Consider the following 24,474-nt stretch of genomic DNA (forward strand, 5'->3'; position numbering starts at 1 on the left):
TTAGGTCTGAGCCTGATCAAACTCGATCGTTAACTTTAGCCTTTCATGGGAGCAAATCCAAAAAGATCACTCATGGAATGGTTCGCGAAGCCCTTGTGCTTGCCTTAGAGGTGAGGCGTTGTAGTGGGAGTTCAGCTTGACTCCGGTGCAGATGGAGGATCCAAAGGAGGATCATTTGCTCCGAGGGAATAGCGCGGTTGGCAGTCATACCAACCGCCTTTAGAGAAAATGTTTTCTTCGTATCCTGCACGCAGGAGGCAAAGACCCTGAGCTGGTGCCGCTTCTTTCACTTCTTGACGGCGTTTCTCCTTCCAGCGCCGCTCAAAGGTCTGAAGATTAAGTCGGTGTTCGCCTAAGGCCACCAATTGGCCCATCAACAGCCGCACCATGCCATAGAGGAAGCCGCTGGCTTGGATCTCAATCATTATTAAATCTCCCTGCCGCTCAATCTTTACTTCCTGAATTGTGGTGCGGGCATGGGCTCGTCGACTACCAGTCCGTTGAAAAGCGCTGAAGTCTTGCAACCCAAGGAGCCCCTCTAGAGCCATTTGCATCATGGTTTCATCAAGACGAACGTGGTAGCGGTGCCAGCTCCAGGGGGTGAGGAACAGATTGGGTCGCCGACCGTTGTAGATCGTGTAGCGATATCTTCGGTATATGGCTGAATGACATGCATGCCAGGAGGCTGGGCGTGCTACTGCTTCCCGCACACGAATCGTGCTAGGTAGTCGTCCGTTTAGAGCAGGTGCCCAGTGTTCGGCTGGGATGGGCCCACAGCAGTCGAAGTGCACAACTTGGCCCGCAGCATGGACACCAGCGTCTGTGCGACCTGCTGCAACGGCTTGAATAGGCCTCTGAGGATCAAGCTGGGAGATTGCCTCTTCAAGCACTTGTTGAACGCTCACCGCTTGCGGTTGACGCTGCCAACCGCAAAAGTTTGAGCCTTCATATTGCACGCTGAGGCCAATACGTCGAACTGGCGTACTTTTTGGCAGTTCGACTTTGGAGTTAGGGAACATTGCTGATCAATCCAGCATGTTGTCACTGTTCCCAGGCTTTAGACCAACTCTATGATTGCCATCTCAGCATTGTCACCGCGGCGAGGCACCGTACGGATGATGCGTGTATAGCCCCCTTGACGATCGCCATAACGGTCTTGGGCCTTGTCGAAAAGCGCATGAACCAGTTGCTTGTCGTAGATGTATCCGATGGCGCGGCGTCTTGATGCCAGGCTTCCGTTCTTCGCAAGAGTGATCATTCGTTCAGCTTCGTCCCGAAGGGCCTTGGCTCTGGCTTTTGTTGTTGTGACACGGCCTTCACGGATGAGTTGAGTGGTCAGACCGCGAAGCATGGCTTTGCGTTGATCAGTTGGGCGCCCAAGCTTTGGGACTCGACATTGGTGACGCATGGTTCTCGGTGGTGCGCTGGGGCGGGAATGTAAAAACGGCTAGGCGCTGGTGCGGCTTTGTGGAATTGAGATGCCGATGCGCTCTAGGGCTTCGATGACCTCGTCTGCAGACTTGGAGCCGAAGTTCTTGATCTCAAGCAGGTCTTCGTAGCTGAAGCCCATCAGATCAGAAACTGAGTTCACCTGGGCTCGCTTGAGGCAGTTGTAAGCCCTTACAGAGAGGTTGAGCTCTTCAAGGGGGATCTGTGATTCAGCGGAAGGCTCGGGTTCCAGGCCTGGTTCTTCCACCATGGAGACGGTGGCAAGGGGCTGAAAGAGTTCGATCAGTAGGTTGGCTGCCTCTGCAAGGGCATCATCTGGTGTAGTTGAACCATCGGTGACAATTTCTATGCGCAGCCTCTCGCGGGTCGATCCTCCTTCTGCGACGGCAGTCTCGTCGATGGTGAAGTTCACCCGACGGACGGGCATGAACACAGCATCGATCTGTAGTAGATCAATGGCGCTTATATCTTCGTTGTGGCGATCAACAGGCCGGTAACCGATCCCCCGCTCAACATGAACTTCTAACTCAAGGCTGTGACCCTCATGCACAGTGGCAATTTGCCGGTCTCCATCTACTACTTGGACTTGTGAGGAGAACTGCAGGTCTTTAGCTTTGACCTGGGCAGGGCCGGTAACCACAAGTCGCCCAATCTCTAGTTCACTCGTTCGACTGTTTACCGACAGTTGTTTGCAGTTCAACAGGATGTCGAGCACATCTTCTCGGACTCCTGGGATGGTCGCGTACTCGTGGTTGACACCGGCAATGCGCACAGCAGTGATTGCGCTGCCCTCAAGGCCCCCCATCAGCACCCTGCGGAGGGAATTGCCAAGCGTGGTGGCTTGCCCGCGTTCGAGCGGTCCAATGAGGAAGACGCCTGTTTGGGCGCGATCATCGGCAACTTGATGCTCGATCCGGTCGATCTGGTATTGCAGCACGGTCTGAAGCGGGGAGAGAGGGCAGGAGCTAGGGAGTGAAACGCGGTTCAGACGCGCCGGCGTTTGGGCCGACGGCAACCGTTATGGGGGAGTGGGGTGACGTCTCTAATAAGAGTGATTTCGAGGCCTGCCACCTGCAGGGCGCGGATGGCGGTTTCACGGCCGGAGCCGGGTCCACGTACTAGTACCTCGATCTGACGCATGCCCTGTTCGAGTGCCCTACGAGCTGCAGCTTCAGCTGCAGTTTGAGCGGCAAAGGGGGTGCCCTTACGAGCACCCTTGAAGCCACTGGCTCCAGCAGATGACCAGGCGATAACTTCCCCAGCTGTATCGGCGATTGAGACGATCGTGTTGTTGAAGGTGCTCTGAATATGTGCAACCCCATTGGGGACGTTGCGCTTGGTCTTTTTGGAACCTGTTTTTTTGGTGGGTTTGGCCATGGGCTGGGGCCTGGTAGATACGGTTTTGGGAGGGTCTGCCTGGGCAGCTCAAATAGATGTTGCTTATTTTTTCTTGCCAGCCACGGTTTTGCGTGCGCCGCGCCTGGTACGTGCATTTGTTCTGGTGCGTTGACCGCGAACTGGGAGGCTCATGCGGTGTCGACGTCCCCGAAGGCAACCGATATCTTGCAGTCGCTTGAGGGCCATGCCTTCTTGGCGTCGAAGGTCTCCTTCAATCGTGAAGGCTTCTAAGGCCGTACGCAGCTTCTGAACATCTCCATCTTCCAGATCCTTGACTCGGATGTCCGGATTGACGCCAGATTTGGTCAGGATGGTTTTGGCGCGGGTTAGACCAATTCCATAGATGTAGGTGAGTGCAACTTCAACCCGCTTGTCACGGGGTATGTCTACGCCAGCAATCCGTGCCACTTAGCAGTTAATCGAGGGGGATAGGGGTCGCCGATGGTGGCGAGAAAGGTTGGTGATGATTGAAGGCCCAATTCAGGGGTGTTCAATCAACAATGAGCAACAGGGAGTTATCCCTGACGCTGCTTGTGCTTAGGGGTGGAGCAGATCACCATGACCCTGCCGTGGCGGCGGATCACCCGGCATTTGTCACACATTTTCTTGACCGAGGCACGCACCTTCATGGAGTGTGGCTCTCCAAATTTCCAAACGGCAACCATACCACGTAGGTCAACATAAGGATTTTTCGATGCTGATAGCGATTGATTCGATACTGCCGTGGGCTTCCACCGTTTGCAGCAGTCCTTGTTGGCGGTAATGGTCGATGAGGGGGGCTGTTTTCTCACGGTAGACCTCAAGGCGATTACGAATCACGCTTTCGTTGTCATCACTGCGGCCTCGGGAAATTAACCGTTCAAGTAACACTGCATCGTTGAGTTCCAGTAGTACAACAGCCTCAATTGGTTGCTTGAGTTTCTCAAGTAAGGGTTCGAGTGCTGTGGCTTGGATCAAGGTGCGTGGAAAACCATCCAAGAGCCAACCACCATTTTGGTTCTTGAGTTGATTTTCGACGATGGCGAGCACCAGCTCATCGCTGACCAGCTCGCCTTGGTTCATAACAGCAGCAGCCTCCTGACCAAGGGGTGTTTTGGCGCGGACCTCAGTACGCAGTAAATCACCAGTAGATAGGTGCATTAATTCATGGGCTGCGCAGAGACGTTCAGCCTGGGTCCCTTTGCCTGCGCCAGGGGGCCCTAGGAATAGGAGACGTTGCTTCATGGATGGCAAAAAAGGGCTTTCAGACGAAGTGGGGAATCGTTCATTGGCGTACAAGGCCTTCGTAGCGTTGAGAAATCACATAGGTCTGAACTTGTTTTGCGGTGTCGATGGCAACACCTACAAGGATCAGCAGTGACGTAGCTCCGAGGCCTTGAAAGGTCTGAACGTTGGTGGCGCGTTCCACCGCGGCGGGAATGATCGCAACTGCACCGAGGAACAATCCGCCCAGTAGGGTCAGTCGGTTCTGAACCCCGGATAGGTAGTTCGCTGTAGCACTGCCTGGCCTCACTCCTGGGATGGCCACGCCTCCCCGTTTGAGGTTTGTGGCGATGTCTATTGGATTGATGGTGAGTGAGGCGTAAAAGTAAGAAAAGCCGACAATCAGCGCGAAAAACACCAAGGCATAGGGCCATGGATTAGCGGCACTTGGGTTAAGAGTGCTTGCAGCCCTGATGAGTAAAGGGTTTTTGGTGAAGTTTGCAATGGTGATTGGTAGAAAGATCAGTGCAGAAGCAAAGATGATTGGCATCACACCACCAGCATTCAGCTTCAGAGGTAGATAGCTCTGGCGGTTTGGTAGCAAATTGGTTCCACCTATCTGTCGTTTTGCGCTCACAATCGGCAGACGGCGTGATCCTTCCTGCACGAAGATGATCCCAACGATTGTCATTAGGAAAACCATCACGAGCACAATGATGCCGACCACATCGCCGCGATCGCCGGTTTGTGCTTTTTCAATCGTTGAAGCCAGTGCTTTTGGCAGGGTGGCAACGATGTTCAGGAAGATCACAAGGGAGGCCCCTTGACCAATCCCTCGGTCAGTGATGATTTCGCTCATCCACATCACGATCATCGAGCCTGTTACTAATGCCAGGGCTGTCTGCACGACAAAGACGACCTCACTGAGCCCTTCAACGGCGTACTGGCGGAGGATCAGGGCAAAAATCACACTTTGAACTAGACCCCAGCCAAGAGCTACATAGCGCGTGATCTGTGCGATCTTGCGACGACCAGCCTCGCCTTCGTTTTTTTGCAGGTCCTCGAGTTGGGGTAAGGCTGCGGTGAGTAACTGGAGAATGATTGAGGCGTTGATGAATGGGAGGATCCCAAGAGCGAAAATCCCCAGGGTGGAGATGCCTCCACCGGTGAAAATATCTAGAAAGCCGATCAGTTGTCCGCCCTGTTGCAGGAAGCTCTGAAAGGCCACCCGATCAATACCTGGCATTGGGATGTAGATGCCGAGGCGAATAAAAAGCAGTAATCCTAGGGTGGTCAGCACTCTGCCGCGCAGCTCTGGGTTGCGCACCAATTGGCTGATGACTTCAGCGGCACTGGGGTTGCGACCCCGACTGACGAACATTGAGAGAAGGGATTGGGAGGGTTTGAAGCAATAGAGCAGTCCGTTGACTGAAGACTTGTCGGACTGCTCAGACCATAGACATGCAGGTGTATTGACTTGGCATCGTTTCAGTCAAGGATTTCGCATGTGCCGCCAGCGGCTTCGATCTTGCTGCGGGCTGTAGCTGTGAATGCAGCGGCCTGAATGGTCAGCTTGATTTTGAGTTCTCCATTGCCAAGTACCTTTAAAGGGTATTTGGGACTAGTGACAACACCATTTTTCACAAGGGTGTCGAGATTAATGGTGGTACCCGCCTTGAGCTCATTGAGGGCCGCTACGTTCACCACTGTGAACTCTTTTGAGTTCACAGTGGTGAAGTGTTTGAGTTTGGGTACGCGCCTATAGAGAGGCATCTGGCCGCCTTCGAAGCCCGGGCGGGTAGGGCGACCAGATCGGGACTTTTGGCCACGCATGCCGAAACCACAGCTTGCTCCTTGGCCAGCGGCAATACCGCGACCTTTACGCATTTTGCGGCGCCTTGCACCTACGTTGGCTTTGAGAGAGTCGAGTCGAAGAGTAGTCATAGGGGAATCAGGAGTAGATCTGCTCGAGGGAGATCCCCCGTTCCTTTGCGGTCTCCTTATGGGTGCGGAGACTTGCCAGAGCCACCATGGCAGCTCGGGCATTGTTTAGAGGGGTTTTGCTGCCAAGACGCTTGGCTAGAACGTTTTTGATTCCGGCTAATTCCAGAACTGTGCGAATTGAACCGCCTGCGATGACCCCTGTTCCTGGGGCAGCGGGGCGGATGAGCACGTTGGCAGCACCATCGCGTCCGTTGGACAGGGTGGGGATGGAGTTGTGACGAGTGAGAGGAACCTTGACCAGGTGCTTCTTGCCATCAGCAACACCCTTGCGAACAGCACCGATCACATCGCCGGCTTTACCGACTCCAACACCCACTTGGCCACGCTCGTTGCCGACAACCACAATGGCCCGGAAACTCATCTTTTTCCCACCTTTTACGGTCTTGGAGACGCGGCGAATCTGAACGACTCGTTCTTGCCATTCGGAATCACGCTCTTGGCCACGGCGGTCGCCACGGCGTCCGCCACCTCTGCGCTCTCGTCCCCCGCCACGGCGTTGCTGTTGTTGTTCTTGTTGGCCTTCCGCAGCTGCGGGGACGTCATTTGGGGTGGTCTGGGTGTTGGGTTGGGTCATGGTGAGAGCAGGGATCAGAACTGAAGGCCCGCCTCACGGGCGGCATCGGCGAGGGATTTCACTCGGCCGTGGTACAGGTTGCCGCCGCGATCGAAGACCACCTGTTGGATGCCCTTGGCGAGGGCGCGTTTTGCGACTAAGTCCCCGACGGCATTGGAGGCGTCACAGCTGCTGCCATCGGCTTTAAGGCTGGTGCGTAAGTCCTTGTCGAGAGTCGAGGCGGCGCAAAGGGTGTTTTGGGCCTCGTCATCAATAACCTGGGCATAAATGTGGTTGTTGGAGCGGAATACAGCCAGGCGCGGACGCTGGGCGGTGCCCTTGAGATGGCGCCGCAGGCGCCGATGGCGCTTTTGGGTCTGCTGCTTTCGGGAGAGGTTAGACATGGTGGGTAATGCGGAGGGAAGTCAGGCTGACCTCTATTTCTTGCCGGATTTGCCGGCTTTGCGCAGGATCCGTTCGCCCTCGTATCTGATCCCCTTGCCCTTGTAGGGCTCAGGAGGACGAATGGCTCGGATCTTTGCAGCTTCGTTGCCCACCAGCTCCTTGTCTGCACCTGAGACGGTGACGTTGGTGTTGTTCTCTACTGCAAATGTGACTCCTTCGGGTGGGTCCATTTCTACCGGATGGCTGAAACCGGCACTCACTACAAGCTTTTTCCCTTTCACTTGTGCACGTGAGCCCACACCGATGAGTTCTAGTTTGCGCGTGTAGCCCTTGCTCACCCCTTCAACCATGTTGGCGACAAGCGAGCGACAGAGACCGTGACGCTCACGCGACTTACGTTTCTGACTTGTGGGTGTAACCACAATTGTGTTCTCCACCTGACTGACGCTGACGCCTTCGGGAAGGGTGCGGCTCAGTTCTCCCTTGGGGCCCTTGACGCTGACTGCAAGACCATCAAGGGTTACAGCCACCTTGTCGGGGATGGGGATGGGATTTTTACCGATACGAGACATGGTTCAGGTTCCTGGTCAGTACACGTAACAGAGCACTTCTCCGCCAACGCCCTGTTTGCGGGCATCGCGGTCGCTCATCACGCCTTTGGAAGTGGAGATGATTGCCATCCCAAGGCCACCAAGGACCTTGGGTAGGGCACGGGTGTTCTTGTAGATGCGTAGGCCTGGCTTGCTCACCCGCTGCATTGAGCGGATGGTGGGATGGCGGTGTTTGCCGCTGTACTTCAATTCGAGGACTAGATGGGTGAGTACACCTTCACCTTCTTCACTGATTTCAGAAATGAAGCCCTCTTGCTGTAGGACTTTGGCAATACTGCGTGACATGCGGGAGGCAGGAATGCGGGTTGTTTGGTGACGCTTTTCACTCGCATTGCGAATGCGTGTGAGCATGTCTGAGATTGGATCGTGGTTGGCCATAGTTCAGTCGTCTCCGAAGAGGGCTTAGTTGCTGCGGAACGGCATTCCCATCTCTCGGAGGAGGGATTGGCCCTCTTCATCCGTACGGGCGCTGGTCACGATGGTGATGTCCATACCCCTGATGGCATCGATCTTGTCGAAGGAAACTTCAGGGAAGATGAGTTGCTCCCTCACTCCAAGGGTGTAGTTTCCACGGCCGTCAAAACTCTTTGGGCTGACACCTCGGAAGTCCCGGATTCTGGGCAGTGCAAGATTGATCAGGCGCTCCAGGAAGGCATACATCCGCTCTCCGCGTAGTGTGACGGCGCAACCTATGGGCATTCCCTGCCTGATTTTGAAGCCAGCGATGGCCTTCTTGGCCCTAGTCACGACAACTTTCTGGCCAGTGATAGTAGCCAGTTCAGTAATGGAGGCCTCCAAGGACTTTGCGTTTTGGGCGGCCTCACCGAGCCCTCGGTTGACGGTGATTTTTAGCACCTTGGGGACTTCGTGAATATTCGAGAGGCTTAGATCCTTCAGCAGTTTGGGCTGAATGGTCTCCCGGTAGCGCTGTTTGAGTGACATGGCTTGGTGGAAGGGTTCTTCTGGACGTGGTCAGAAGATCGGGGATTGGGAAGAAAGGGACGTTGGTGGGCTGGAAATTGTGATTTAGATGGCCCAAGGTTCTGTGGTTGGAGCTGTGATTAGTCGATCAACTCTCCGGTTCTTTTGAGGCGGCGTTTTTTGCTGCCGTCTTTTTCGACAACCAGCGCCACACGACTGGCGATCTTTTTGTTATTGGAATAGAGCATCACGTTGGAGGCGTGTACGGACGCTTCCTCTGAGACAATCCTGCCGCTTTCTCCCTCTTGGGTGGGTTTGACGTGACGGGTGCGAATGTTGACGCCCTGCACAATCACGCGGTTCTCTATGGGCAGAGTGCGTAGCACTTCGCCAGTTTTTCCTTTGTCCTTGCCTGTGATGACTTGGACGGTGTCCCCTTTATGGATGCGCATCTTGATGCGCTGAGTTGTTTTTTGTTTGGGGGTTGTGATAGGCATTTCAGATCACCTCCGGAGCGAGGGATACGATTTTGGTGAAGTTGCGCTCGCGAAGTTCCCGAGCCACCGGCCCAAAAACACGAGTGCCTCTAGGGTTTTTGTCCTCGTTAATGAGCACTGCGGCGTTGTCGTCGAAACGAATCGAGTTGCCAGTATCTCGGCGCAGGGTTGCTTTTGTGCGAACCACCACAGCTTTGACGACCTCGGATTTCTTGACGCTCATATTCGGCATCGCGTCTTTTACGGCTGCCACGATGATGTCGCCTACATGGGCATAGCGACGGTTTGAGCCCAGCACACGGATGCATTGGATTCGCTTGGCGCCACTGTTATCGGCAACAGTGAGGAAGGATTCCTGCTGAATCATGTGGAGACCTCTTGAGCTTTGGGACTGTGGCTTAGGACTTCAGCAACCGTCCAACGCTTTGATCGACTGATAGGACGTGTCTCAGTGATTCGCACGCGATCACCGATGCGGCAGGTGTTACCAGCGTCGTGGGCTTTATAACGAGTGGTTCGGCTGACCGTCTTCTGGTAGATGGGATGAGGGAAGCGGTTTTCCACCGCTACCACTACTGTTTTGTCCATCTTGTCGCTGACGACGGTGCCGAGCCTTTCCTTGAGTGCCATGGGTTCTAAGGGAAAAAATCAGGAGGAGGCGGCGGAGCGGCTGCGCTCCTTCTGCACCGTTAACAGCTGAGCCAGCTTGATGCGGGACTCTTTGAAGCGGTGCGTATTGCTCAGCTGCCGGGTGGCTTGCTGAAAGCGGAGATCGAACAGCTCTCGGCGGATGCCATCGATCTGCTCTGTGATGTCGGCGTCGGTGAGTTTGCGCACCTCGGCGGCTTTGGGATGGGCCATGGGTCAGGACTCCGCGGTGATAGCGGGCACACTGGCAGGCTTGTCGCTACCAGCCACCTTCTCTTGGTCGTCCAGGCCGATGAACTTTGTCTTGATGGGTAGTTTGTACTGGGCAAGGCGCATGGCTTCCTTAGCAATGTCTTCGGTGATCTCTTCACCGCCCATTTCGAACAGAATCCGACCTGGCTTAATGACGGCAACCCAAAATTCAGGGTTGCCCTTGCCAGAGCCCATGCGTGTTTCAGCGGGACGCATAGTGACTGGCTTGTCTGGAAAGATCCGGATCCAGATCTTTCCACCCCGTTTGACGTAGCGGGTCATGGCTCGGCGGCTGGCCTCGATTTGGCGTGAGGTAATCCAGCCACATTCCTGGGCTTGCAAGGCAAACTCTCCAAAGGCAATGGTGTTGCCCCTGGTTGCGACGCCGCGCATACGGCCTCGTTGTTGTTTGCGGAATTTGACGCGTTTTGGACTCAGCATGGTTCAGGCCTCCTCATCAACCCTCGTTTGAGCGATCTTCGAATTGTTGGGGTCGACGATTGCCCCTGCGCCGTGGGCTTGCACCCACAGGCATTGACTGGGCCTCGTCTCCCAGTACTTCGCCTTTGAAGATCCAGACCTTGATGCCTAGTACTCCGTAGGTAGTGCTAGCTACTTTTGTGGCGTAGTCGATCTCGGCGCGAAGGGTGTGTAGAGGCACACGGCCTTCGCGGGTCCATTCGGTGCGAGCGATTTCGGCGCCGTTGAGCCGACCACCAACCTGGATTTTTAAGCCCAGTACACCCGCTCGCTGGGCCCGTTGTACGGCCATGCGGATGGTGCGGCGGAAAGCGACTCGCTTCTCGAGCTGCTGGGCGATGTACTCGGCCAGCAGGAAGGCATCGGCATCGACTCGCTCGACTTCGACGACGTTGATCCGAACCTGTCGACTGTGATCACCGATGGTTTTTTGGATGCCGGTTCGTAGCTCTTCGATGCCACTGCCCTGGCGGCCAACGAGCACACCTGGTCGTGCAGTCTTCAGCTCCACTTCGAGTTGGTCGGCCTTGCGGGCAATCAACACATCGCTGATGCCTGCTGCGCCGTACTTCTTATGGATGAATCGACGGATCCTGTCGTCCTCCTGAAGGAGGATTGGGTACATCTTGCTGGTGGCGTACCAATGAGATCGGTGCTCCTGGGTGATCCCCAGGCGTAAGCCGGTTGGATGGATTTTGTTTCCCATCGGTCGGTGTCCTCGGGGGTCAGGAGTCGGTCTGGGCTGCCACAGCAATGCTGATGTGGCAGGTTTGCTTCTTGATCGCGAAAGCGCGACCTTGAGCTCGGGGCCGATAGCGCTTCATGGATGGACCCATGTCGGCGCTGGCTTGGGCAATCACAAGCGATGCTGGATCAAGACCCAGGTTGTGCTCTGCATTGGCCACAGCTGACCTCAGAACTTTTGTGATCGGGCCAGTGGAGCGGTAGGGCATGAACTCGAGCATGATCAGCGCGTCGCGATAGGTGCGACCGCGGATTTGATCGAGCACCCGCCGTACCTTTGATACGGAGCCGCGGATGAAGCGGCCGTGGGCCTTGGCGATAGCTGTGGTCGTGGGTGATGAGGTCGTCATGGTCTCAGCGGCCTCCTTTTTTGTCTTTGATGTGGCCTTTGAAGGTGCGGGTGGGAGCAAATTCACCCAGCTTGTGTCCAACCATCTGCTCGGTGATGAACACCGGCACATGGCTCCTGCCGTTGTGAACGGCAATGGTATGGCCGATCATCATCGGCAGGATGGTGGAGGCTCGAGACCAGGTTTTGATCACCGACTTGTCATCGTCAGCATTTTGCTTTTCCAGCTTGCGAAGCAGGCTGTCAGCAATGAATGGGCCTTTTTTTAATGAACGTCCCATGGCGGGTTAAGCGAACGGCAGAACAGTGAGTGACATCAGGAATCGCGTCCTCCACGGCTTCGTTTGGAGGTGCGGCGACGTTTCCGAAGAACGAACCGGTTGCTGGGCTTGTTCCGCTTACGCGTCTTGAGACCAAGGGCAGGTTTGCCCCAGGGTGTCACCGGGCCTGAACGGCCGATCGGTGCACGCCCTTCGCCACCACCATGAGGGTGGTCACAGGGGTTCATCACACTGCCGCGGACTTGGGGGCGTCGCCCTAGCCAACGGCGACGCCCAGCCTTGCCCAGGCTGGTGTTACGCACTTCCGAATTGCCTACTTCTCCGAGAGTGGCGTAGCACTCATGGCGCACAAGGCGGACCTCAGTGGAGGGCAACTTGAGAGCGACGTAATCACCCTCCTTGGCCATGACTTGTGCACTTGATCCGGCCGTACGCGCCATCTGGCCACCACGGCCGGCATAAAGCTCAACGTTGTGGACGCTGGAGCCAAGAGGGATGGCTGAGAGTGGCAAGGCATTGCCTGTCTCGATCGGTGATTCCGGGCCTGAAATCAGCTGCTGACCAATGGTGATCCCGTTTGGAGCAAGGATGTAGCGCTTCTCTCCATCGGTGTAAAAAAGCAGTGCTAGGTGGGCATTGCGATGGGGGTCGTAATGGATCGCCGCCACTTTGGCCGGAATGCCGTGCTTATTGCGACGGAAATCGACGATGCGGTATAGGCGCTTGTGCCCGCCACCGCGATGGCGGCAGGTGATAACACCTCTGTTGTTGCGACCCTTGCGGCGATGTTTCGCCACCACAAGAGAACGCTCGGGTTTACGGCCGGTGACCTCATTGAAGTCTGTGACCACCCTGGTGCGTGTTCCTGGGGTGTAAGGGCGGAAGGTACGGATTGCCATGATGTTTTCAGACCCCTCAGGACTCAGGGAAGAGTTGGATCGTGTTGCCTTCGGCAAGCCGCACGATGGCTTTTTTGACCTGGGCTCGCTTGCCGGTGAAACGACCCACTCGACGGCTGCGTCGAGGAGGATTCATGGTGCTGATGCCGACCACACGGACGTCGAAGAGTTGTTCTACGGCTGCCTTGATATCAGGCTTGGCGGCACGATGGTCAACCTCAAAGGTGTACTGGTTTTGTTCCAATGCGCTGGTCGCCTTTTCTGTGATCAGTGGACGGCGGATCACATCCGCCAGCCGACCGTTGAAACGTTCAGTCATCTCCGTAAACCTCCTGGATCTTTGCGAGAGCCTCCTCGCTCAGCACCAGAGAATTGGCGTGGAGCAAATCGAAGACGTTGAGTTGATCGGCGGCGATCAGTTTCACCTTCTCGAGATTGCGCACGGAGCGTCGGATGATCTCGGAGGGTGTGGAAAGAATGATCAAAACCTTTGCATCTGCGGCAACGCCGAGCCTTACAAGGGCATCTGAGATCTCTCGGGTTTTCGGCGCCTTCAGGCTGTTGCCAAAGTCTTTGACCACAATGACGTCCTCAAGACGGGCCATCAGCGCGGTGCGTAGGGCCAGACGACGTTCCTTTCGGTTCATCGCCAGGTTGTAGGTCCTTGGCTTTGGTCCGAAGATGATGCCGCCGCCTGGACGTAAGGGGGTGCGGATCGTTCCCTGGCGGGCACGGCCGGTGCCTTTTTGCTTATAGGGCTTGCGACCACCACCACGAACCTCGGCACGGGTGAGGGTGCTTGCCGTTCCCTGACGGCTATGGGCCTGCTGCCTGAGCACTGCACGGTGCATGAGATCAACAGCCGTGGCTTCTTTAGAAACTTTGAGTTCAAGGCTTGCCTTGCCGGCTTCCTTTCCCTGCCAGTCGTGAACAACACATTCAGCCATCACTTACCTCCTTGAGCAGGCTTGCTGCCTACGCGTTTTGCGGGTCGGATGTTGAGCAGGGCGCCTGGCTTGCCAGGCACTGAGCCCTTCACCACCAGGAGATTGCGGTTGCTGTCCACTTTGAGGATGGTGAGTCCACGGGTGGTGCGCTTTTTGCCGCCGTAGCGGCCAGCCATGCGTTTGCCTGGATAAATCCGCCCTGGCGTGGTTCCGGCGCCTGTGGAGCCTGGTTCTCGATGGTTTTTGGAACCGTGGCTCATCGGACCACGGCTGAAGCCGTGGCGCTTTTGATAGCCAGAGAACCCACGCCCCATCGTGTCGCCGCTGACGTCTACCTTCTGGCCAGCTTCAAAATTGCCGACGGTGATCGCTGCTCCCAGCTCTAGGCCTTCAAGGCCTTCGACGCGATATTCGCGCAGGTGCTTCAAGAGCACCTCGCCAGATTTGGTGAGGTGCCCTTTGGAAGGCTTGTTGATCAATTTTTCGCGGGTATCACCGAAACCGATCTGCACGGCGGCATAACCGTCGATGTCAGAAGTCTTGAGTTGGGTGATGCGGCAGGGGCCGGCCTCGATCAGGGTGACCGGGATGGCTCTGCCTTGATCGTCGAAGAACTGAGACATACCCAGTTTCTTCCCAAGGATGCCGATTGACATGGAGGGTAAAAACGCCAGCGTGTATGACCTCCTTCCGTTTTCCGGTCGGGGGGTTGTGATTCAGTGCTGATCAAGGGAGCGCAGTCGTCGCCGAAATACCTTGGACCGTAAGAAACGGCGGCTGAGGCAATTTTCGGATAGAGCTAGCGAGCAAATCAGCTGGCTGGGACTTGGGCGACCTTTTGAGTCAATCAGTTTCCCGGCAGTTCAGGGATAAATCCCTTTTCTGCTCTGGCCTAGGGATCCGGCGCAATCGTCGGATCTGATTCGCCTTCTGGAGGCCCGGCTAGCGGACGGGCACAGAAAGACGAACCAAACTAAGATTCTACACCAGTACTTATGCCAATTAAATATTTTCCGAACCTGCTGGCAGACTCATTGCTACTTGAGTGATGTCGTCATGCCGCTGTTGCTTTCTGGTCGGGTGTTTCGCCGTGACCTGGATGCTTGCGGCTGTCTGGCCATGCATGTTCCCCTTGAAGGTGGCAGTGAAACCAGGTTGCTGCGAAGGCTTCGGGCTGCTGGATACCGCACTCAGCTGAGTTCAGCTCGGGGGCTTGGCGATCCAGAGGTGTTTCTTTTTCAGCTGCACGGTATTCGGCCTCCCCATCTCGGGCATCAAAGCGTTGGGCGCAATGGAGCTGTCGGTGAGGTTCAGCAGGTGATGCCCCAGTTGGCTGAATTATTTGTCAACAACGCTCCTGTGGTGCTCTGGCTTTTGGAGGGGCAGGTGCTGTCAAGATCTGAGCTCTTGGCGCTTTGTGATCTTTGTAAGCGTGAGTCGCGTTTACGGGTCGTTGTTGAGATGGGTGGCGCTCGCAGTTTGAATTGGCAGCCGATGTCCACTTTGCTAGGGGACTGAACACTATTTCTTCTAACCCTTTCCAGCAGAGTGCTCTTCGCGGTGAGCTCGCCCTGGCCAGTGGGTCTTGGGTGAAGTTGATCTGTGGTGCCAGTAATCAGGATTTGCTTGCCATTACAGACCTTTGTGCGGTTTTTGCTGCGGCTGGTATTCACTGTGTGGATGTGGCGGCCGATGCTGCCGTTGTCAGGGCAGCTCGTCAGGGGCTTGATTGGGTGCAAGCGCGGAGTGGTTTTCGTCCTTGGTTGATGGTGAGCATCAGCGATGGCAAGGATGCCCATTTTCGAAAAGCTTGGTTTGATCCTGCGCGCTGTCCAAGCGATTGTTCGCGGCCTTGTCAACATGCTTGTCCTGCTGAGGCTATTGGTGAGCAAGGGGGGGTTCAGCTAAGCCGTTGTTATGGCTGTGGACGATGTCTGCCGACTTGTCCTCTTGGTTTGATCGATGAACATGACCGGCGACTTGAACTGAGAGATTTCGGACCTCTGTTGGCGGAATTGCATCCTGATGCAGTCGAGATTCACACGGCACCTGGGCGGGCTGAGGCCTTTGAATCCACAGTTGCAGAGCTGATGTCGGCTCAGGTGCCTCTGCAGCGGATTGGGGTGAGTTGTGGCCTTGAGGGGCATGGGCTCACGGTTGAGGCTTTAGCAAGTGAGTTGTGGCAAAGATATGTTTGTTTAAGGCGTTCTGGGCAAAGACCTCTTTGGCAGCTTGATGGCCGACCCATGAGTGGCGATATCGGGTCAGGAACGGCTCGAGTTGCTGTAGCGCTCTGGCGGAAGCTGCGGCCATTGGCTCCGCCTGGCCCCCTCCAGTTAGCGGGGGGCACCAATGCCCACACGATCACCTATCTCTCTAGTGAGCATGGGCCGGCAGGCATTGCCTTTGGCGGCATGGCTCGTCGTCTCCTCCAGCCCTGGCTGCTTGAAGCACAGGCCAGGCATGTGAGCCTGAGGGAATGGCCTGAGGGTTGGCAAGCTGCTCTTGCGCAGGCAGAGCAGCTTGTTCGTCCATGGCTGTTCCGCCAATCTGGGTCGTAAGCCTGCTAGAAGGCCGTTAGGGGAGCCATTTCTAAATGGCTGCGGCTGAGGGCCATGAAGCCAAAGCGTATTACTGATGATCTAGACCGATTGTTGGATTTGTTGCCTCTTGCGGTTCAGCAGGCTTTGGCGACACCCAATAGCCGGGAGCAGTTACTCGAGGTGGTCTTGGATCTCGGCAGAGTGCCTGAAGCACGCTATCCGGGACGAGCGCTTGCTTTAGGAGAGCAGTGCCTCACGCGCGATGACCTGCAAACCACTGTTGATCGGTTGGGCCAGTTTGGTGCTGACAACCGTGCTGGCATTGAACGAACTCTGCATCGCATCAGTGCTATTCGTAATCGCCAGCGAGAGGTGGTGGGCCTCACCTGCCGTGTGGGAAGGGCCGTTTTTGGCACCGTGGCGATGGTGAGAGATTTGCTGGATAGTGGTCAATCGCTCTTGCTGATGGGGCGCCCCGGAGTTGGTAAGACCACCGCGCTGCGTGAGATTGCCAGGGTTCTTGCTGATGATCTGCATCGCAGGGTTGTGGTGATTGACACCAGTAACGAGATTGCTGGTGACGGGGATATTCCCCATCCAGCTATTGGTCGGGCCAGGCGCATGCAAGTGTCTCTGCCAGAACAACAACATCAGGTCATGATTGAGGCCGTGGAGAACCACATGCCGGAAGTCATCGTGATTGATGAAATCGGTACGGAGCTAGAGGCTCAAGCTGCGCGCACGATCGCTGAACGGGGGGTGCAGCTTGTGGCTACCGCCCATGGGAATGCTTTGGCGAATTTGATCAAGAATCCAACCCTTAGTGATCTTGTTGGCGGGATTCAGGCTGTCACTCTTGGAGATGAAGAGGCAAGGCGGCGTCGCACGCAGAAGACTGTGCTTGAGAGGGCTGCTGAGCCCACTTTCCCTGTGGCAGTTGAAATCAATACTCGCAATCGTTGGTCGATTCATGCCGACGTGGCTGCCACTGTTGATCAGTTGCTGCGCGGACAGTTGCCACGCCCCCAGTTGCGGGAGCTGGACTCTGATGGATCGGTGCGGCTCGTGGATGCGCAGCCGAGTCGATCATCTTCACCACGTCCTGCTCTGGCGGCGGTCCCTCTGCCGGATCCAAAAGCACCTTCTCCTAGAGCGGCCCCCCCCGCTCAAGATCATGCTGAGGCGATCTCTGCTGAGCGTTCAGATCAAAGAGCACTGCAGGTGCTCTGTTGTGGAATCACGCCCCAGCTGGTGGATGAGGCTATTCGTCGTCATGGCTGGCCTGTTCGTTGGGTGGATGACCTCAATGAGGCTGACGTTGTGCTCAGCATCCGTAAGGGACTCGGCCATCAGCCAACTCTGAGACGTCAGGCGCGTGAATCACGTGTGCCGGTCCTTGTGATTAAGTCCGACACATTGCCTCAGGTAGAGCGTGCTCTGGAGCGGCTGTTAGCACGCCGCGCTGGGCCGCAAGATCAGCTCTCACATTCAGAGTCTCAGGATGGTGATCAGGAAGATGCCCTGGCTGCACTTGAAGAGTGCAGATTGGCTGTGGAAAAAGTAGTGCTGCCCTATGGACGGCCGGTGGAGCTCTTACCCCGTAGCGAGCAGGTTCGTCAGATGCAGGTTGATTTGGTGACGCGCTATCGCCTCAGTAGTGATGTTTTCGGCCAGGCGGAACAACAGCGATTGCGGGTTTATCCCCCTTGAAATGGCTCTGCTTGATCAGCATGCATTGACGAAGGTGGCTTCAATGTGGGTAACTATCTGGATTCCAGTGAAGTCTCCTCTGCGCGGCTAATGATCTGGATCATTGGGCCGTCGCCAAGTGGTAAGGCAGCGGGTTTTGGTCTCGCCATTCCTAGGTTCGAATCCTAGCGGCCCAGTTTCTCAATCCTCAGTTGACCTCTCGCTCCCTGTTGGTTTTCGACTTTGACGGTGTCATTGTTGATGGGATGGGCGAGTACTGGTGGAGTGCCCGGCACGCTTGTCTGCAGTTAGTGGGTCTTGACTTTGGTTCAGACCCTTTGCCCGATGCGGCTCCTGAAGCTTTTCGTTTGCTCCGGCCCTGGATCCATCAGGGTTGGGAGATGGTGCTTCTAGCAGCAGAGCTGCTGCGTTCTGATGGACCCTTGCTGCGACATGGGGCTAAGGCCTTTTCGGTCGATTATCACTTGCGATGTCAGCAGGCTTTAGAGGCTTGGGGATGGCAGCCAGGTCAGTTGCAGGAGGCCTTGGAGCAGGTGCGGCGGAGTGCGCTGGAGGCCGATCGGTTGAACTGGCTGGCCCGCCACCACCCTTTTCCTGGTGTGATTGAGCGTCTTCGTGGCCTCCACGATGAAGGGTTCGACTTGGTGGTGCTCACCACCAAGGGGGCGGAGTTCACCGCTGAACTGTTGAAGTGCTTTCAACTTGCTCCTCATGGGTTGTATGGCCATGAGTCGGGCAGTAAGCCTGAGGTGCTGCTGCGGTTGGCGGCGGAGCGACCACTGCGGGGCTTTGTGGAGGACCGTCGTGCCACCCTCGAGACGGTGCTCGCGACGCCCGGACTCTCTTCTCTGCCCTGCTATCTGGCGAGTTGGGGCTATCTCAAGCCGGAAGACTGTCGGACCTTGCCGATGGGCATTCGCCTGTTGGAGCCAGAAGCTTTGGCGGCACCCTTGGCGAGCTGGCCCTGATCCGTTAGGGTACGTCTGTACTATCTGGGACGGTTCGCGGTTGTGGTGGTATTGGACTCTTTGATCGGTGTCCGTCAGCTTTGCCGCAGTGCTTTTTGCTTCGCCTAGGTCAGCAGCCGACGGTACTCGTTTAATCCTTTATTCACCATTGCTATGTCAGTTGACGTGAAATCAGCCCAATCCTCTAAGTCTGATTCCCTCCAGGCTGAGCCCCGTCCAGGTGAGCGGGACAAAGCTCTCAATTTGGTGCTTGGTCAGATTGAACGCAATTTTGGCAAGGGTTCGATCATGCGCTTGGGGGATGCCTCTCGGATGCGGGTGGAGACCTTCCCTACAGGGGCGCTGACCCTTGATCTTGCCCTTGGCGGTGGGTACCCGAAAGGACGAGTCGTGGAGGTGTACGGCCCGGAGAGTTCCGGTAAAACCACCCTCACCTTGCATGCCATCGCCGAGGTACAGCGTCGTGGTGGCGTCGCAGCTTTTGTGGATGCCGAGCATGCGCTCGATCCGGTCTACGCAGCCTCTTTAGGAGTGGATATTGAGAACCTGCTGGTCTCGCAGCCGGACACGGGGGAGATGGCTCTGGAGATAGTCGACCAGCTTGTGCGCTCTGCCGCAGTTGATATCGTTGTTGTGGATTCCGTTGCTGCGCTCACTCCTCGGTCTGAGATCGAAGGTGAGATGGGCGATTTGGCTGTGGGTAGCCAGGCCCGTCTGATGAGTCAGGCGATGCGCAAGATCACTGGCAACATCGGCAAATCCGGCTGCACGGTCATTTTTCTCAACCAGTTGCGTCTCAAGATAGGCGTCACTTACGGCAACCCGGAGACGACGACTGGTGGCAATGCTCTCAAGTTTTACGCCTCCGTACGTCTCGATATCCGTCGTATTCAAACGCTCAAGCGCGGCACGGAGGAGTATGGAATTCGTGCCAAGGTGAAGGTGGCTAAAAACAAGGTAGCCCCTCCGTTTCGTATTGCTGAGTTCGACATTCTTTTTGGTCGTGGCATCAGTACCTTGGGTTGCTTGCTTGACCTAGCTGAAGAAACCGGTGTTGTCATCCGTAAGGGTGCCTGGTACAGCTATGAGGGCGACAATATCGGTCAGGGACGTGACAACACGATTACTTGGCTTGAGCAGAATTCTGAAGCTCAGGAGCAGATTGAAGTTCTTGTGCGTCAGAAACTCACTGAAGGGTCTGAGGTGACCGCTAATTCCATGCGTCCGTTGGCGGCTGCGGCGCGTACTGCGGCTAAAAAACCTGTCGTCAGCTTGGCATCTGAAGCTGCTTAAGACTGGCTAAAAGAACGAGATAACCCAAGAGCTCTTTGAGGGTCTTGGGTTTGTTCCTGAAGAGAGAAATTTGGGATGATTGATGTTTTCTTTCCTCAGTAGTTTCTTTTACCTGGCATCGGCGGGGGTCCACCACCCAGCGGCTGGGCCTACGAAGCGCGCTACGACCCACAAAGCCACCATGAAGCCGATGCCAATCCAGGCGCCACGGGTTGTGATGGCGTAAAAACGCTCTTTATCACGTTGGGTAATGGGCAGCCAGGAGACGATTCTGGGGGAGTCATCTTTTTTGGATTGTTTCTGGCGTGGTGCTAGGCCCTGTTCGGATCTTCGTCTGGCTTCTCCCATGGCCTTCCTCGTTGCTGTTTGGTTGTTAAAGAGTAGTTGGCTTAATCCGGTAATAGGCGTTGCAGGGGTGTCCAGGGTTCGAGTGTGCTCAGCACTTGCTTCCCCCAGCTCCGTCCTCGTAGACGTCCGTCCAGGATTGCCAGTCGTCCGTGATTTTTTCGGAGCGGGGCAATCGCTGGTGTTAGCAGGCTGAGAGCTTCAGGCAAGAGAAGGTCTCGGAACCAGTCACGACCTTGATTCTTGAGGGATTCTACTCTTGCTGCTGTGAGTGGTGACTCTACGCTCGCCAGGGGAAGTAAGGCCACGATTAGTTGTTCTGGGAGAGGGAGTTGATCTTGGTGATGAAGCCACCAAGCCCAGCGGCAACAGACAACACCGTTGGATTCCGGAGCGGTGGTTTCATGAACGACTCTGCGTCCAAATTCCGCCGCCAACTCACTTGTGAGTTGGTGGCGCAGTTGCTGATCGTCAAGTAACACCACAGTGATGCCAGGACGTCCCAGAATCAGACGACGGCATTGATCGAGCAGATGCTCTGCATAGATTTCGGTATTCGGTAGTGGTTGGCGGCGTGGTGCAAAAAGAGGTATTGGTTCCTGCAGGTTGGGTTCACTCAATCTGGCCATGACGGTGGCAGGAAATGCTGCAGCGTCCAACTCAGTGCGGACGAGATCGTTCTCCCTTGATTCGCTCAGCAGGACAGACGGCTGGTCTCGTAACAGACCTGGAAGATTTTGAAGGGGTTCGAGCGGTTGTAGATGCCATTGCCATTGCAGTAGTCGGTGATCGAGTTCGGCCCAGCTTGCCCAAAAACGGCTATCGGCTTTCAGCACTGCAGGCCAAGGGGAAGGTGAGGGGCCTAGAAGTCGCATGAGATCTTTGAGAGCCTGAATTTCGCTGCCATCAAGGCGAACTTGGGCATTGGCTCGGGTGGCGTGAGTAAACAGGCTGCGGCTTAATCGTTCGTGCAGTTGCATGAGGGAAGCCTCCGCAGAAGGATGTGCCCGCCGCAAACGCTCCCAGTCTTGAGGTGTGATCGACAAAGCCATGCTGTCCCGTAGTCGCTGGCTTAGTTGGTCTGCTTCTGGAATGATCAACTGCCTTGATTTGAGATGCCCCAGGTGGTGTGCGTCAATCAACTCACTGTGGTTCATCAACCACAGTTGATTCCCTGAGGGCGGAAGGTGCCCTTCCCAGCAGGGGAGTTTGATGCCTTTCGTCAGCAGTTGTGGCAGTTCTACCTTGAGGAGTCGGCGTCGCTGCTGATCGGAAAGGATCATCACAGCACCCTTGGCCTCCAGGCAGAGAGGAACCAGCAAACCAAGCCACCAGAGGTCTTTGCTACGAGGGTCGAGCTGGATCAGGGTGTGATCTTTGCGCCTGAGACTGCGGGCAACAAGACGGCTCAAAGTGAGGTGATGAGGCCAGGGGGAGGAATTCTGCAGGAGCAGGTGCTTGAGCTGCTGATGGCTGCGGGCTTCGAGCATTGCGAGAGCCTAGGAAGCCGTAAACCCGAGAAAGCTCCATTTTGATTGGTCGATCAACATGGACTGCAGTGCGAGAACCGTAGGGATGGAGCAGAACAAAAAAACATCACTTTGCGCTGGAGTCGTAGGGCTTGGGCTGATTGGTGGCTCCTTGGGATTGGATCTGCAGGCGCTTGGTTGGAAGGTCAATGGTCTGGTGCATCGTTCCAGTACCGCGGATAGGGCTCGCGCTAGGGGTTTGGCTCACTTGGTGAGCACCGATCCGGGCATTCTCGCGGATTGTGATTTGGTGATCCTGGCGCTGCCTTTGGCTCAGCTGCTCAATCCAGATCCGAATCTCCTAAAGGCTTTGCCTACAGCTGCTGTGGTAACTGATGTGGGTTCAGTGAAGATGCCTGTTTTAGAGCTCTGGCGCGACCTACACCCCCGCTTTGTGGCTAGCCATCCCATGGCAGGCACCGCTGAAGCAGGAGTGGAAGCAGGGCTGCGGGGCTTATTTCAGCAACGTCCTTGGGTAGCGACACCTGACAATCAAACAGACCTTGAGGCGCTCGAGTTGGTGCGTCGATTTGCGGTGTCTTTGGGCAGTCAATGGTTTACGGCGGATGCAGCTAACCATGATCAAGCGGTGGCGCTGATTTCCCACCTGCCTGTGCTGGTGAGTGCTGCGTTGCTACGAACAGTGGGTGAGGAGCGTGATCCTGCTGTTCGCGAACTCGCCAGAGTGCTGTCTTCTAGTGGTTTTGCTGATACCACCAGGGTGGGTGGTGGTAATCCCCAGTTGGGAACATCTATGGCTGAGAGCAACACCGCAGCGATCTTGCGTGGTTTGGCTGCTTATCGCTGGAGCTTGGAGCAGCTTGAGGAGGCCGTTTTGAATGGGCACTGGTCGCAGTTAAAGGCTGAATTGGAACGTTCCCAGGCATTGCGACCCAGCTTTCTTGTTGCTGCCAACAACGACCTCAATTCGCCACCCGTAACTGATGACCTCGCTGAGCCATGAGCTGGCGACAGGTCATGAGTGCCGAGATGCTCACCCCTGCAGTACCTTCACCAGGGTGAATTGAGTCGCCACAGAGCCAGAGCCCTCGCATGGGGGTGCGGCTTGCTAGTCCGAAGGGCCCAAATTGTGAAGGGTGCTGCCCAAGGCCACCCACAATTCCATTTGGCCGACCAGTCCAATGTGCAAAGCTCCTGGGTGTGGCTAGTTCTTGATGCTGCCAATCTTCAGGTGCGAGATCTAACCAACTTTCAAGTTTTTGGCGGATGGCTAACAGGGCCATTTGCTTGCGTTCTTGATAGGTGGATTCAGTTAGACCACACCACTCCGCTGTGGCGGTGAACACACTTGCAATCACTGTGGCTTGTCCAGCGGGAGCACGGCCATCTCCCTCACGGCTGATTGATACGAATAGGGAGCCGGGTGTTTTGGAGGCTCTTTGCAGATGGACAGGACAGTTCTTAGGCAGGGCGCTGCGATCGATGGCCCCGTAGAACACCAAAGCTCCACTGGGTTGAGGTAATTGCACTAGCCTTTGGCGATAGGCCTTGGGCATGCCTGCTCCTGGTGGCATCAGCGATCTCAGGCATTGAGGAGGCAGGCTAAATACCACATCTGGGGTGGTCAGTTCTAAAGCTTTGCCATTGGCGGTTTTGATGCTGACTGTCCAAGCCATGCCCCGTGCGGCTACTTCTAGGCCCACCACACGATGGCGCAGTAATACCTGGCCGCCATCCCGCTTCAGGGCATGCATTAGATCATCGCTGAGTTGTTGCATCGATCCCTGCAAATGCCAGAGCCCAAGAGGTGCTTGAGCCATTTGCAACACGGTGGCTCCATAGAGGGCGGCTGTGCGGTCGAGTGGTTCTTGCGAATAAAGCTTGATCTGGAGGTCTAGGAATTTGCGAAGGCGCTGATCCTGCGCACAGCCGCATAGCTTTAAGAGATCTGCCACTGTCAGGCTGCTCAATAGCCCTGAGGTGATTGTTGCTGGACGCAGAGCCTGAAGCAGTTGGCCTAAGTCCCAAGCGTTGCGCGGTGTGACCACCGGATCATGGCTGGCAAAGCCCCAGTTGCTTTGGTGGAGCTTGGCAGTCAGAGCCCAGAAGGAGTCACTGCCAGGGAAGTGATATCGCCATTCTTGTTCCCAGCGCTTTGGATCATGCCAGAGCTGAATGGGTTGGGATCCGTCGGCGAGATCCACTGCACAAGCGGGGTTGAGTAGCTCCGCTTGTGGCATGGGCAGGTTCAGATGCCTATAGATGCGTTCATGGCTGCCACTGGGTTCTAGGCCGGCAACCTGGGTGGCACCCACATCGAAGATATAGGGACCTCGCCTGAAGGTGCCGGCACAACCTCCAGGTTGATGGTGCGCTTCCACCAAGGTGACGGGTAATCCTTGCTTGGCTAAGAGGGCTGTGGCCGTTAGGCCGGCAATGCCGCCCCCGATCACGATGATTGAGTCCTCAGCCATCCGGTCATGC

At 56.0% G+C, this 24,474-nt stretch carries 35 protein-coding genes and 1 tRNA gene; 7 read left to right on the forward strand and 29 right to left on the reverse strand.

The window, feature by feature from the left end:
• Window positions 1–131: 131 nt before the first annotated feature.
• The 26 genes from truA to rplC form a co-directional block, all read right to left on the reverse strand.
• Window positions 132–1,019 carry a tRNA pseudouridine(38-40) synthase TruA gene (truA, locus tag SIB80_RS03890; protein WP_063420406.1) on the reverse strand — a complete coding sequence of 296 codons (888 nt, stop codon included), beginning with the start codon at window positions 1,017–1,019 and terminating at the stop codon, window positions 132–134.
• A 38-nt stretch (window positions 1,020–1,057) separates the two neighbouring features.
• A complete protein-coding gene (gene rplQ / locus SIB80_RS03895; protein ID WP_011131123.1) occupies window positions 1,058–1,408 on the reverse strand; it encodes a 50S ribosomal protein L17 in 351 nt (116 codons plus the stop codon).
• A gap of 39 nt (window positions 1,409–1,447) precedes the next feature.
• Window positions 1,448–2,386, reverse strand: coding sequence for a DNA-directed RNA polymerase subunit alpha (locus tag SIB80_RS03900; RefSeq protein WP_063420405.1), 939 nt, complete (start codon window positions 2,384–2,386; stop codon window positions 1,448–1,450).
• A gap of 47 nt (window positions 2,387–2,433) precedes the next feature.
• The gene (gene rpsK / locus SIB80_RS03905) at window positions 2,434–2,826 is read right to left on the reverse strand and encodes a 30S ribosomal protein S11 (protein ID WP_011131121.1); all 393 of its coding nucleotides are present in this window, start codon (window positions 2,824–2,826) and stop codon (window positions 2,434–2,436) included.
• A 63-nt stretch (window positions 2,827–2,889) separates the two neighbouring features.
• A complete protein-coding gene (gene rpsM, locus SIB80_RS03910; protein ID WP_011826925.1) occupies window positions 2,890–3,255 on the reverse strand; it encodes a 30S ribosomal protein S13 in 366 nt (121 codons plus the stop codon).
• Between the two features lie 107 nt (window positions 3,256–3,362).
• Window positions 3,363–3,476: a 50S ribosomal protein L36 gene (gene rpmJ / locus SIB80_RS03915; protein ID WP_011131119.1), complete on the reverse strand. Its 114-nt coding sequence runs from the start codon at window positions 3,474–3,476 to the stop codon at window positions 3,363–3,365.
• 46 nt (window positions 3,477–3,522) lie between these two features.
• Complete coding sequence (locus SIB80_RS03920) at window positions 3,523–4,071, reverse strand: adenylate kinase (RefSeq protein ID WP_063420404.1); 549 nt, start codon at window positions 4,069–4,071, stop codon at window positions 3,523–3,525.
• A gap of 40 nt (window positions 4,072–4,111) precedes the next feature.
• Entirely contained in the window at window positions 4,112–5,431 is a 1,320-nt protein-coding gene (secY, locus tag SIB80_RS03925) for a preprotein translocase subunit SecY (RefSeq protein ID WP_011131117.1), read from the reverse strand.
• 107 nt (window positions 5,432–5,538) lie between these two features.
• The gene (gene rplO / locus SIB80_RS03930; protein ID WP_063420403.1) at window positions 5,539–5,994 is read right to left on the reverse strand and encodes a 50S ribosomal protein L15; all 456 of its coding nucleotides are present in this window, start codon (window positions 5,992–5,994) and stop codon (window positions 5,539–5,541) included.
• Between the two features lie 7 nt (window positions 5,995–6,001).
• The gene (gene rpsE / locus SIB80_RS03935) at window positions 6,002–6,628 is read right to left on the reverse strand and encodes a 30S ribosomal protein S5 (protein ID WP_063420402.1); all 627 of its coding nucleotides are present in this window, start codon (window positions 6,626–6,628) and stop codon (window positions 6,002–6,004) included.
• Between the two features lie 14 nt (window positions 6,629–6,642).
• Window positions 6,643–7,011, reverse strand: a complete 369-nt coding sequence (gene rplR, locus SIB80_RS03940; protein WP_011131114.1) for a 50S ribosomal protein L18 — start codon at window positions 7,009–7,011, stop codon at window positions 6,643–6,645.
• Window positions 7,012–7,044: 33 nt separating this feature from the next.
• On the reverse strand, window positions 7,045–7,584 hold the full coding sequence (gene rplF, locus SIB80_RS03945; RefSeq protein WP_011131113.1) for a 50S ribosomal protein L6: 540 nt from the start codon (window positions 7,582–7,584) through the stop codon (window positions 7,045–7,047).
• A gap of 15 nt (window positions 7,585–7,599) precedes the next feature.
• Window positions 7,600–8,001 (reverse strand): 30S ribosomal protein S8, encoded by a 402-nt coding sequence (gene rpsH / locus SIB80_RS03950; RefSeq protein ID WP_063420401.1) that lies wholly within the window; start codon window positions 7,999–8,001, stop codon window positions 7,600–7,602.
• Window positions 8,002–8,025: 24 nt separating this feature from the next.
• Window positions 8,026–8,565 carry a 50S ribosomal protein L5 gene (gene rplE, locus SIB80_RS03955; protein WP_011826916.1) on the reverse strand — a complete coding sequence of 180 codons (540 nt, stop codon included), beginning with the start codon at window positions 8,563–8,565 and terminating at the stop codon, window positions 8,026–8,028.
• 119 nt (window positions 8,566–8,684) lie between these two features.
• Entirely contained in the window at window positions 8,685–9,041 is a 357-nt protein-coding gene (gene rplX, locus SIB80_RS03960; RefSeq protein WP_063420400.1) for a 50S ribosomal protein L24, read from the reverse strand.
• Window position 9,042: 1 nt separating this feature from the next.
• Entirely contained in the window at window positions 9,043–9,408 is a 366-nt protein-coding gene (gene rplN, locus SIB80_RS03965) for a 50S ribosomal protein L14 (protein WP_063420399.1), read from the reverse strand.
• Window positions 9,405–9,671, reverse strand: coding sequence for a 30S ribosomal protein S17 (gene rpsQ, locus SIB80_RS03970; RefSeq protein WP_011826912.1), 267 nt, complete (start codon window positions 9,669–9,671; stop codon window positions 9,405–9,407). Before rpsQ ends, rplN begins: the two co-directional genes overlap by 4 nt.
• A gap of 18 nt (window positions 9,672–9,689) precedes the next feature.
• A complete protein-coding gene (gene rpmC / locus SIB80_RS03975) occupies window positions 9,690–9,902 on the reverse strand; it encodes a 50S ribosomal protein L29 (protein ID WP_036912656.1) in 213 nt (70 codons plus the stop codon).
• Between the two features lie 3 nt (window positions 9,903–9,905).
• Window positions 9,906–10,382: a 50S ribosomal protein L16 gene (gene rplP / locus SIB80_RS03980; RefSeq protein ID WP_036912653.1), complete on the reverse strand. Its 477-nt coding sequence runs from the start codon at window positions 10,380–10,382 to the stop codon at window positions 9,906–9,908.
• A 16-nt stretch (window positions 10,383–10,398) separates the two neighbouring features.
• Window positions 10,399–11,127 (reverse strand): 30S ribosomal protein S3, encoded by a 729-nt coding sequence (gene rpsC / locus SIB80_RS03985; protein WP_063420398.1) that lies wholly within the window; start codon window positions 11,125–11,127, stop codon window positions 10,399–10,401.
• 19 nt (window positions 11,128–11,146) lie between these two features.
• Window positions 11,147–11,515, reverse strand: a complete 369-nt coding sequence (gene rplV, locus SIB80_RS03990) for a 50S ribosomal protein L22 (RefSeq protein ID WP_063420397.1) — start codon at window positions 11,513–11,515, stop codon at window positions 11,147–11,149.
• 4 nt (window positions 11,516–11,519) lie between these two features.
• Window positions 11,520–11,795 carry a 30S ribosomal protein S19 gene (gene rpsS / locus SIB80_RS03995; protein ID WP_011131103.1) on the reverse strand — a complete coding sequence of 92 codons (276 nt, stop codon included), beginning with the start codon at window positions 11,793–11,795 and terminating at the stop codon, window positions 11,520–11,522.
• Between the two features lie 35 nt (window positions 11,796–11,830).
• Window positions 11,831–12,694, reverse strand: coding sequence for a 50S ribosomal protein L2 (gene rplB, locus SIB80_RS04000; RefSeq protein ID WP_063420396.1), 864 nt, complete (start codon window positions 12,692–12,694; stop codon window positions 11,831–11,833).
• Window positions 12,695–12,710: 16 nt separating this feature from the next.
• Window positions 12,711–13,013, reverse strand: a complete 303-nt coding sequence (locus SIB80_RS04005) for a 50S ribosomal protein L23 (RefSeq protein WP_011826907.1) — start codon at window positions 13,011–13,013, stop codon at window positions 12,711–12,713.
• Window positions 13,006–13,641, reverse strand: a complete 636-nt coding sequence (gene rplD / locus SIB80_RS04010; protein WP_063420395.1) for a 50S ribosomal protein L4 — start codon at window positions 13,639–13,641, stop codon at window positions 13,006–13,008. Before rplD ends, SIB80_RS04005 begins: the two co-directional genes overlap by 8 nt.
• Window positions 13,641–14,297 (reverse strand): 50S ribosomal protein L3, encoded by a 657-nt coding sequence (gene rplC / locus SIB80_RS04015; RefSeq protein ID WP_063420394.1) that lies wholly within the window; start codon window positions 14,295–14,297, stop codon window positions 13,641–13,643. Before rplC ends, rplD begins: the two co-directional genes overlap by 1 nt.
• A 400-nt stretch (window positions 14,298–14,697) precedes the next feature.
• On the opposite strand from rplC, the gene SIB80_RS04020 reads away from it, so the two are divergent.
• The 6 genes from SIB80_RS04020 (at window position 14,698) to recA (ending at window position 20,155) form a co-directional block, all read left to right on the forward strand.
• Window positions 14,698–15,159, forward strand: a complete 462-nt coding sequence (locus tag SIB80_RS04020; RefSeq protein WP_063420393.1) for an NAD(P)H-quinone oxidoreductase subunit N — start codon at window positions 14,698–14,700, stop codon at window positions 15,157–15,159.
• A gap of 71 nt (window positions 15,160–15,230) precedes the next feature.
• Window positions 15,231–16,202 (forward strand): LdpA C-terminal domain-containing domain, encoded by a 972-nt coding sequence (locus SIB80_RS04025; RefSeq protein ID WP_063420823.1) that lies wholly within the window; start codon window positions 15,231–15,233, stop codon window positions 16,200–16,202.
• A 54-nt stretch (window positions 16,203–16,256) separates the two neighbouring features.
• Complete coding sequence (locus SIB80_RS04030) at window positions 16,257–17,894, forward strand: AAA family ATPase (protein ID WP_063420392.1); 1,638 nt, start codon at window positions 16,257–16,259, stop codon at window positions 17,892–17,894.
• A gap of 104 nt (window positions 17,895–17,998) precedes the next feature.
• Window positions 17,999–18,070 (forward strand) — tRNA-Gln (locus SIB80_RS04035).
• 15 nt (window positions 18,071–18,085) lie between these two features.
• On the forward strand, window positions 18,086–18,862 hold the full coding sequence (locus SIB80_RS04040; RefSeq protein WP_063420391.1) for an HAD family hydrolase: 777 nt from the start codon (window positions 18,086–18,088) through the stop codon (window positions 18,860–18,862).
• A gap of 153 nt (window positions 18,863–19,015) precedes the next feature.
• A complete protein-coding gene (gene recA, locus SIB80_RS04045; RefSeq protein ID WP_063420390.1) occupies window positions 19,016–20,155 on the forward strand; it encodes a recombinase RecA in 1,140 nt (379 codons plus the stop codon).
• Window positions 20,156–20,263: 108 nt separating this feature from the next.
• On the opposite strand, the gene SIB80_RS04050 is transcribed toward recA, so the two are convergent.
• Together SIB80_RS04050 and SIB80_RS04055 are read right to left on the reverse strand one after the other, a co-directional pair.
• Window positions 20,264–20,503 (reverse strand): DUF2839 domain-containing protein, encoded by a 240-nt coding sequence (locus SIB80_RS04050; RefSeq protein WP_063420389.1) that lies wholly within the window; start codon window positions 20,501–20,503, stop codon window positions 20,264–20,266.
• Between the two features lie 41 nt (window positions 20,504–20,544).
• Window positions 20,545–21,990, reverse strand: coding sequence for a hypothetical protein (locus tag SIB80_RS04055; protein ID WP_063420388.1), 1,446 nt, complete (start codon window positions 21,988–21,990; stop codon window positions 20,545–20,547).
• A 58-nt stretch (window positions 21,991–22,048) separates the two neighbouring features.
• Here SIB80_RS04055 and SIB80_RS04060 point away from each other — a divergent pair, with 58 nt between their 5' ends.
• Window positions 22,049–22,993: a prephenate/arogenate dehydrogenase gene (locus SIB80_RS04060; protein ID WP_063420387.1), complete on the forward strand. Its 945-nt coding sequence runs from the start codon at window positions 22,049–22,051 to the stop codon at window positions 22,991–22,993.
• On the opposite strand, the gene crtD is transcribed toward SIB80_RS04060, so the two are convergent.
• A complete protein-coding gene (crtD, locus tag SIB80_RS04065; RefSeq protein ID WP_063420386.1) occupies window positions 22,953–24,464 on the reverse strand; it encodes a C-3',4' desaturase CrtD in 1,512 nt (503 codons plus the stop codon). The genes SIB80_RS04060 and crtD overlap by 41 nt on opposite strands.
• Window positions 24,465–24,474 lie beyond the last annotated feature (10 nt).

Source organism: Prochlorococcus sp. MIT 1327, from assembly GCF_047304785.1.
Classification (GTDB): domain Bacteria; phylum Cyanobacteriota; class Cyanobacteriia; order PCC-6307; family Cyanobiaceae; genus Prochlorococcus; species Prochlorococcus marinus_D.

Excerpts from the sequence above, each read along its gene's own strand:
- SIB80_RS04020 (WP_063420393.1), top strand. The coding sequence starts at position 14,698 with ATGCCGCTGTTGCTTTCTGGTCGGGTGTTTCGCCGTGACCTGGATGCT.
- rplV (WP_063420397.1), bottom strand. The coding sequence starts at position 11,515 with ATGACGACCTCATCACCCACGACCACAGCTATCGCCAAGGCCCACGGC.
- rpsH (WP_063420401.1), bottom strand. The coding sequence starts at position 8,001 with ATGGCCAACCACGATCCAATCTCAGACATGCTCACACGCATTCGCAAT.
- rpsQ (WP_011826912.1), bottom strand. The coding sequence starts at position 9,671 with ATGGCACTCAAGGAAAGGCTCGGCACCGTCGTCAGCGACAAGATGGAC.
- SIB80_RS04060 (WP_063420387.1), top strand. The coding sequence starts at position 22,049 with ATGGACTGCAGTGCGAGAACCGTAGGGATGGAGCAGAACAAAAAAACA.
- rplO (WP_063420403.1), bottom strand. The coding sequence starts at position 5,994 with ATGACTACTCTTCGACTCGACTCTCTCAAAGCCAACGTAGGTGCAAGG.
- truA (WP_063420406.1), bottom strand. The coding sequence starts at position 1,019 with ATGTTCCCTAACTCCAAAGTCGAACTGCCAAAAAGTACGCCAGTTCGA.
- rplN (WP_063420399.1), bottom strand. The coding sequence starts at position 9,408 with ATGATTCAGCAGGAATCCTTCCTCACTGTTGCCGATAACAGTGGCGCC.
- secY (WP_011131117.1), bottom strand. The coding sequence starts at position 5,431 with ATGTTCGTCAGTCGGGGTCGCAACCCCAGTGCCGCTGAAGTCATCAGC.
- recA (WP_063420390.1), top strand. The coding sequence starts at position 19,016 with ATGTCAGTTGACGTGAAATCAGCCCAATCCTCTAAGTCTGATTCCCTC.
- rplF (WP_011131113.1), bottom strand. The coding sequence starts at position 7,584 with ATGTCTCGTATCGGTAAAAATCCCATCCCCATCCCCGACAAGGTGGCT.
- rpsC (WP_063420398.1), bottom strand. The coding sequence starts at position 11,127 with ATGGGAAACAAAATCCATCCAACCGGCTTACGCCTGGGGATCACCCAG.
- rplQ (WP_011131123.1), bottom strand. The coding sequence starts at position 1,408 with ATGCGTCACCAATGTCGAGTCCCAAAGCTTGGGCGCCCAACTGATCAA.
- rplR (WP_011131114.1), bottom strand. The coding sequence starts at position 7,011 with ATGTCTAACCTCTCCCGAAAGCAGCAGACCCAAAAGCGCCATCGGCGC.
- rplE (WP_011826916.1), bottom strand. The coding sequence starts at position 8,565 with ATGTCACTCAAACAGCGCTACCGGGAGACCATTCAGCCCAAACTGCTG.
- SIB80_RS04005 (WP_011826907.1), bottom strand. The coding sequence starts at position 13,013 with ATGACTGAACGTTTCAACGGTCGGCTGGCGGATGTGATCCGCCGTCCA.
- rplP (WP_036912653.1), bottom strand. The coding sequence starts at position 10,382 with ATGCTGAGTCCAAAACGCGTCAAATTCCGCAAACAACAACGAGGCCGT.
- crtD (WP_063420386.1), bottom strand. The coding sequence starts at position 24,464 with ATGGCTGAGGACTCAATCATCGTGATCGGGGGCGGCATTGCCGGCCTA.
- rplC (WP_063420394.1), bottom strand. The coding sequence starts at position 14,297 with ATGTCAATCGGCATCCTTGGGAAGAAACTGGGTATGTCTCAGTTCTTC.
- rpsE (WP_063420402.1), bottom strand. The coding sequence starts at position 6,628 with ATGACCCAACCCAACACCCAGACCACCCCAAATGACGTCCCCGCAGCT.
- rplD (WP_063420395.1), bottom strand. The coding sequence starts at position 13,641 with ATGGCTGAATGTGTTGTTCACGACTGGCAGGGAAAGGAAGCCGGCAAG.
- rpsS (WP_011131103.1), bottom strand. The coding sequence starts at position 11,795 with ATGGGACGTTCATTAAAAAAAGGCCCATTCATTGCTGACAGCCTGCTT.
- rpsK (WP_011131121.1), bottom strand. The coding sequence starts at position 2,826 with ATGGCCAAACCCACCAAAAAAACAGGTTCCAAAAAGACCAAGCGCAAC.
- rplX (WP_063420400.1), bottom strand. The coding sequence starts at position 9,041 with ATGCCTATCACAACCCCCAAACAAAAAACAACTCAGCGCATCAAGATG.
- SIB80_RS04055 (WP_063420388.1), bottom strand. The coding sequence starts at position 21,990 with ATGCTCGAAGCCCGCAGCCATCAGCAGCTCAAGCACCTGCTCCTGCAG.
- rpmC (WP_036912656.1), bottom strand. The coding sequence starts at position 9,902 with ATGGCCCATCCCAAAGCCGCCGAGGTGCGCAAACTCACCGACGCCGAC.
- SIB80_RS04030 (WP_063420392.1), top strand. The coding sequence starts at position 16,257 with ATGAAGCCAAAGCGTATTACTGATGATCTAGACCGATTGTTGGATTTG.
- rplB (WP_063420396.1), bottom strand. The coding sequence starts at position 12,694 with ATGGCAATCCGTACCTTCCGCCCTTACACCCCAGGAACACGCACCAGG.
- SIB80_RS04050 (WP_063420389.1), bottom strand. The coding sequence starts at position 20,503 with ATGGGAGAAGCCAGACGAAGATCCGAACAGGGCCTAGCACCACGCCAG.
- SIB80_RS03920 (WP_063420404.1), bottom strand. The coding sequence starts at position 4,071 with ATGAAGCAACGTCTCCTATTCCTAGGGCCCCCTGGCGCAGGCAAAGGG.
- rpmJ (WP_011131119.1), bottom strand. The coding sequence starts at position 3,476 with ATGAAGGTGCGTGCCTCGGTCAAGAAAATGTGTGACAAATGCCGGGTG.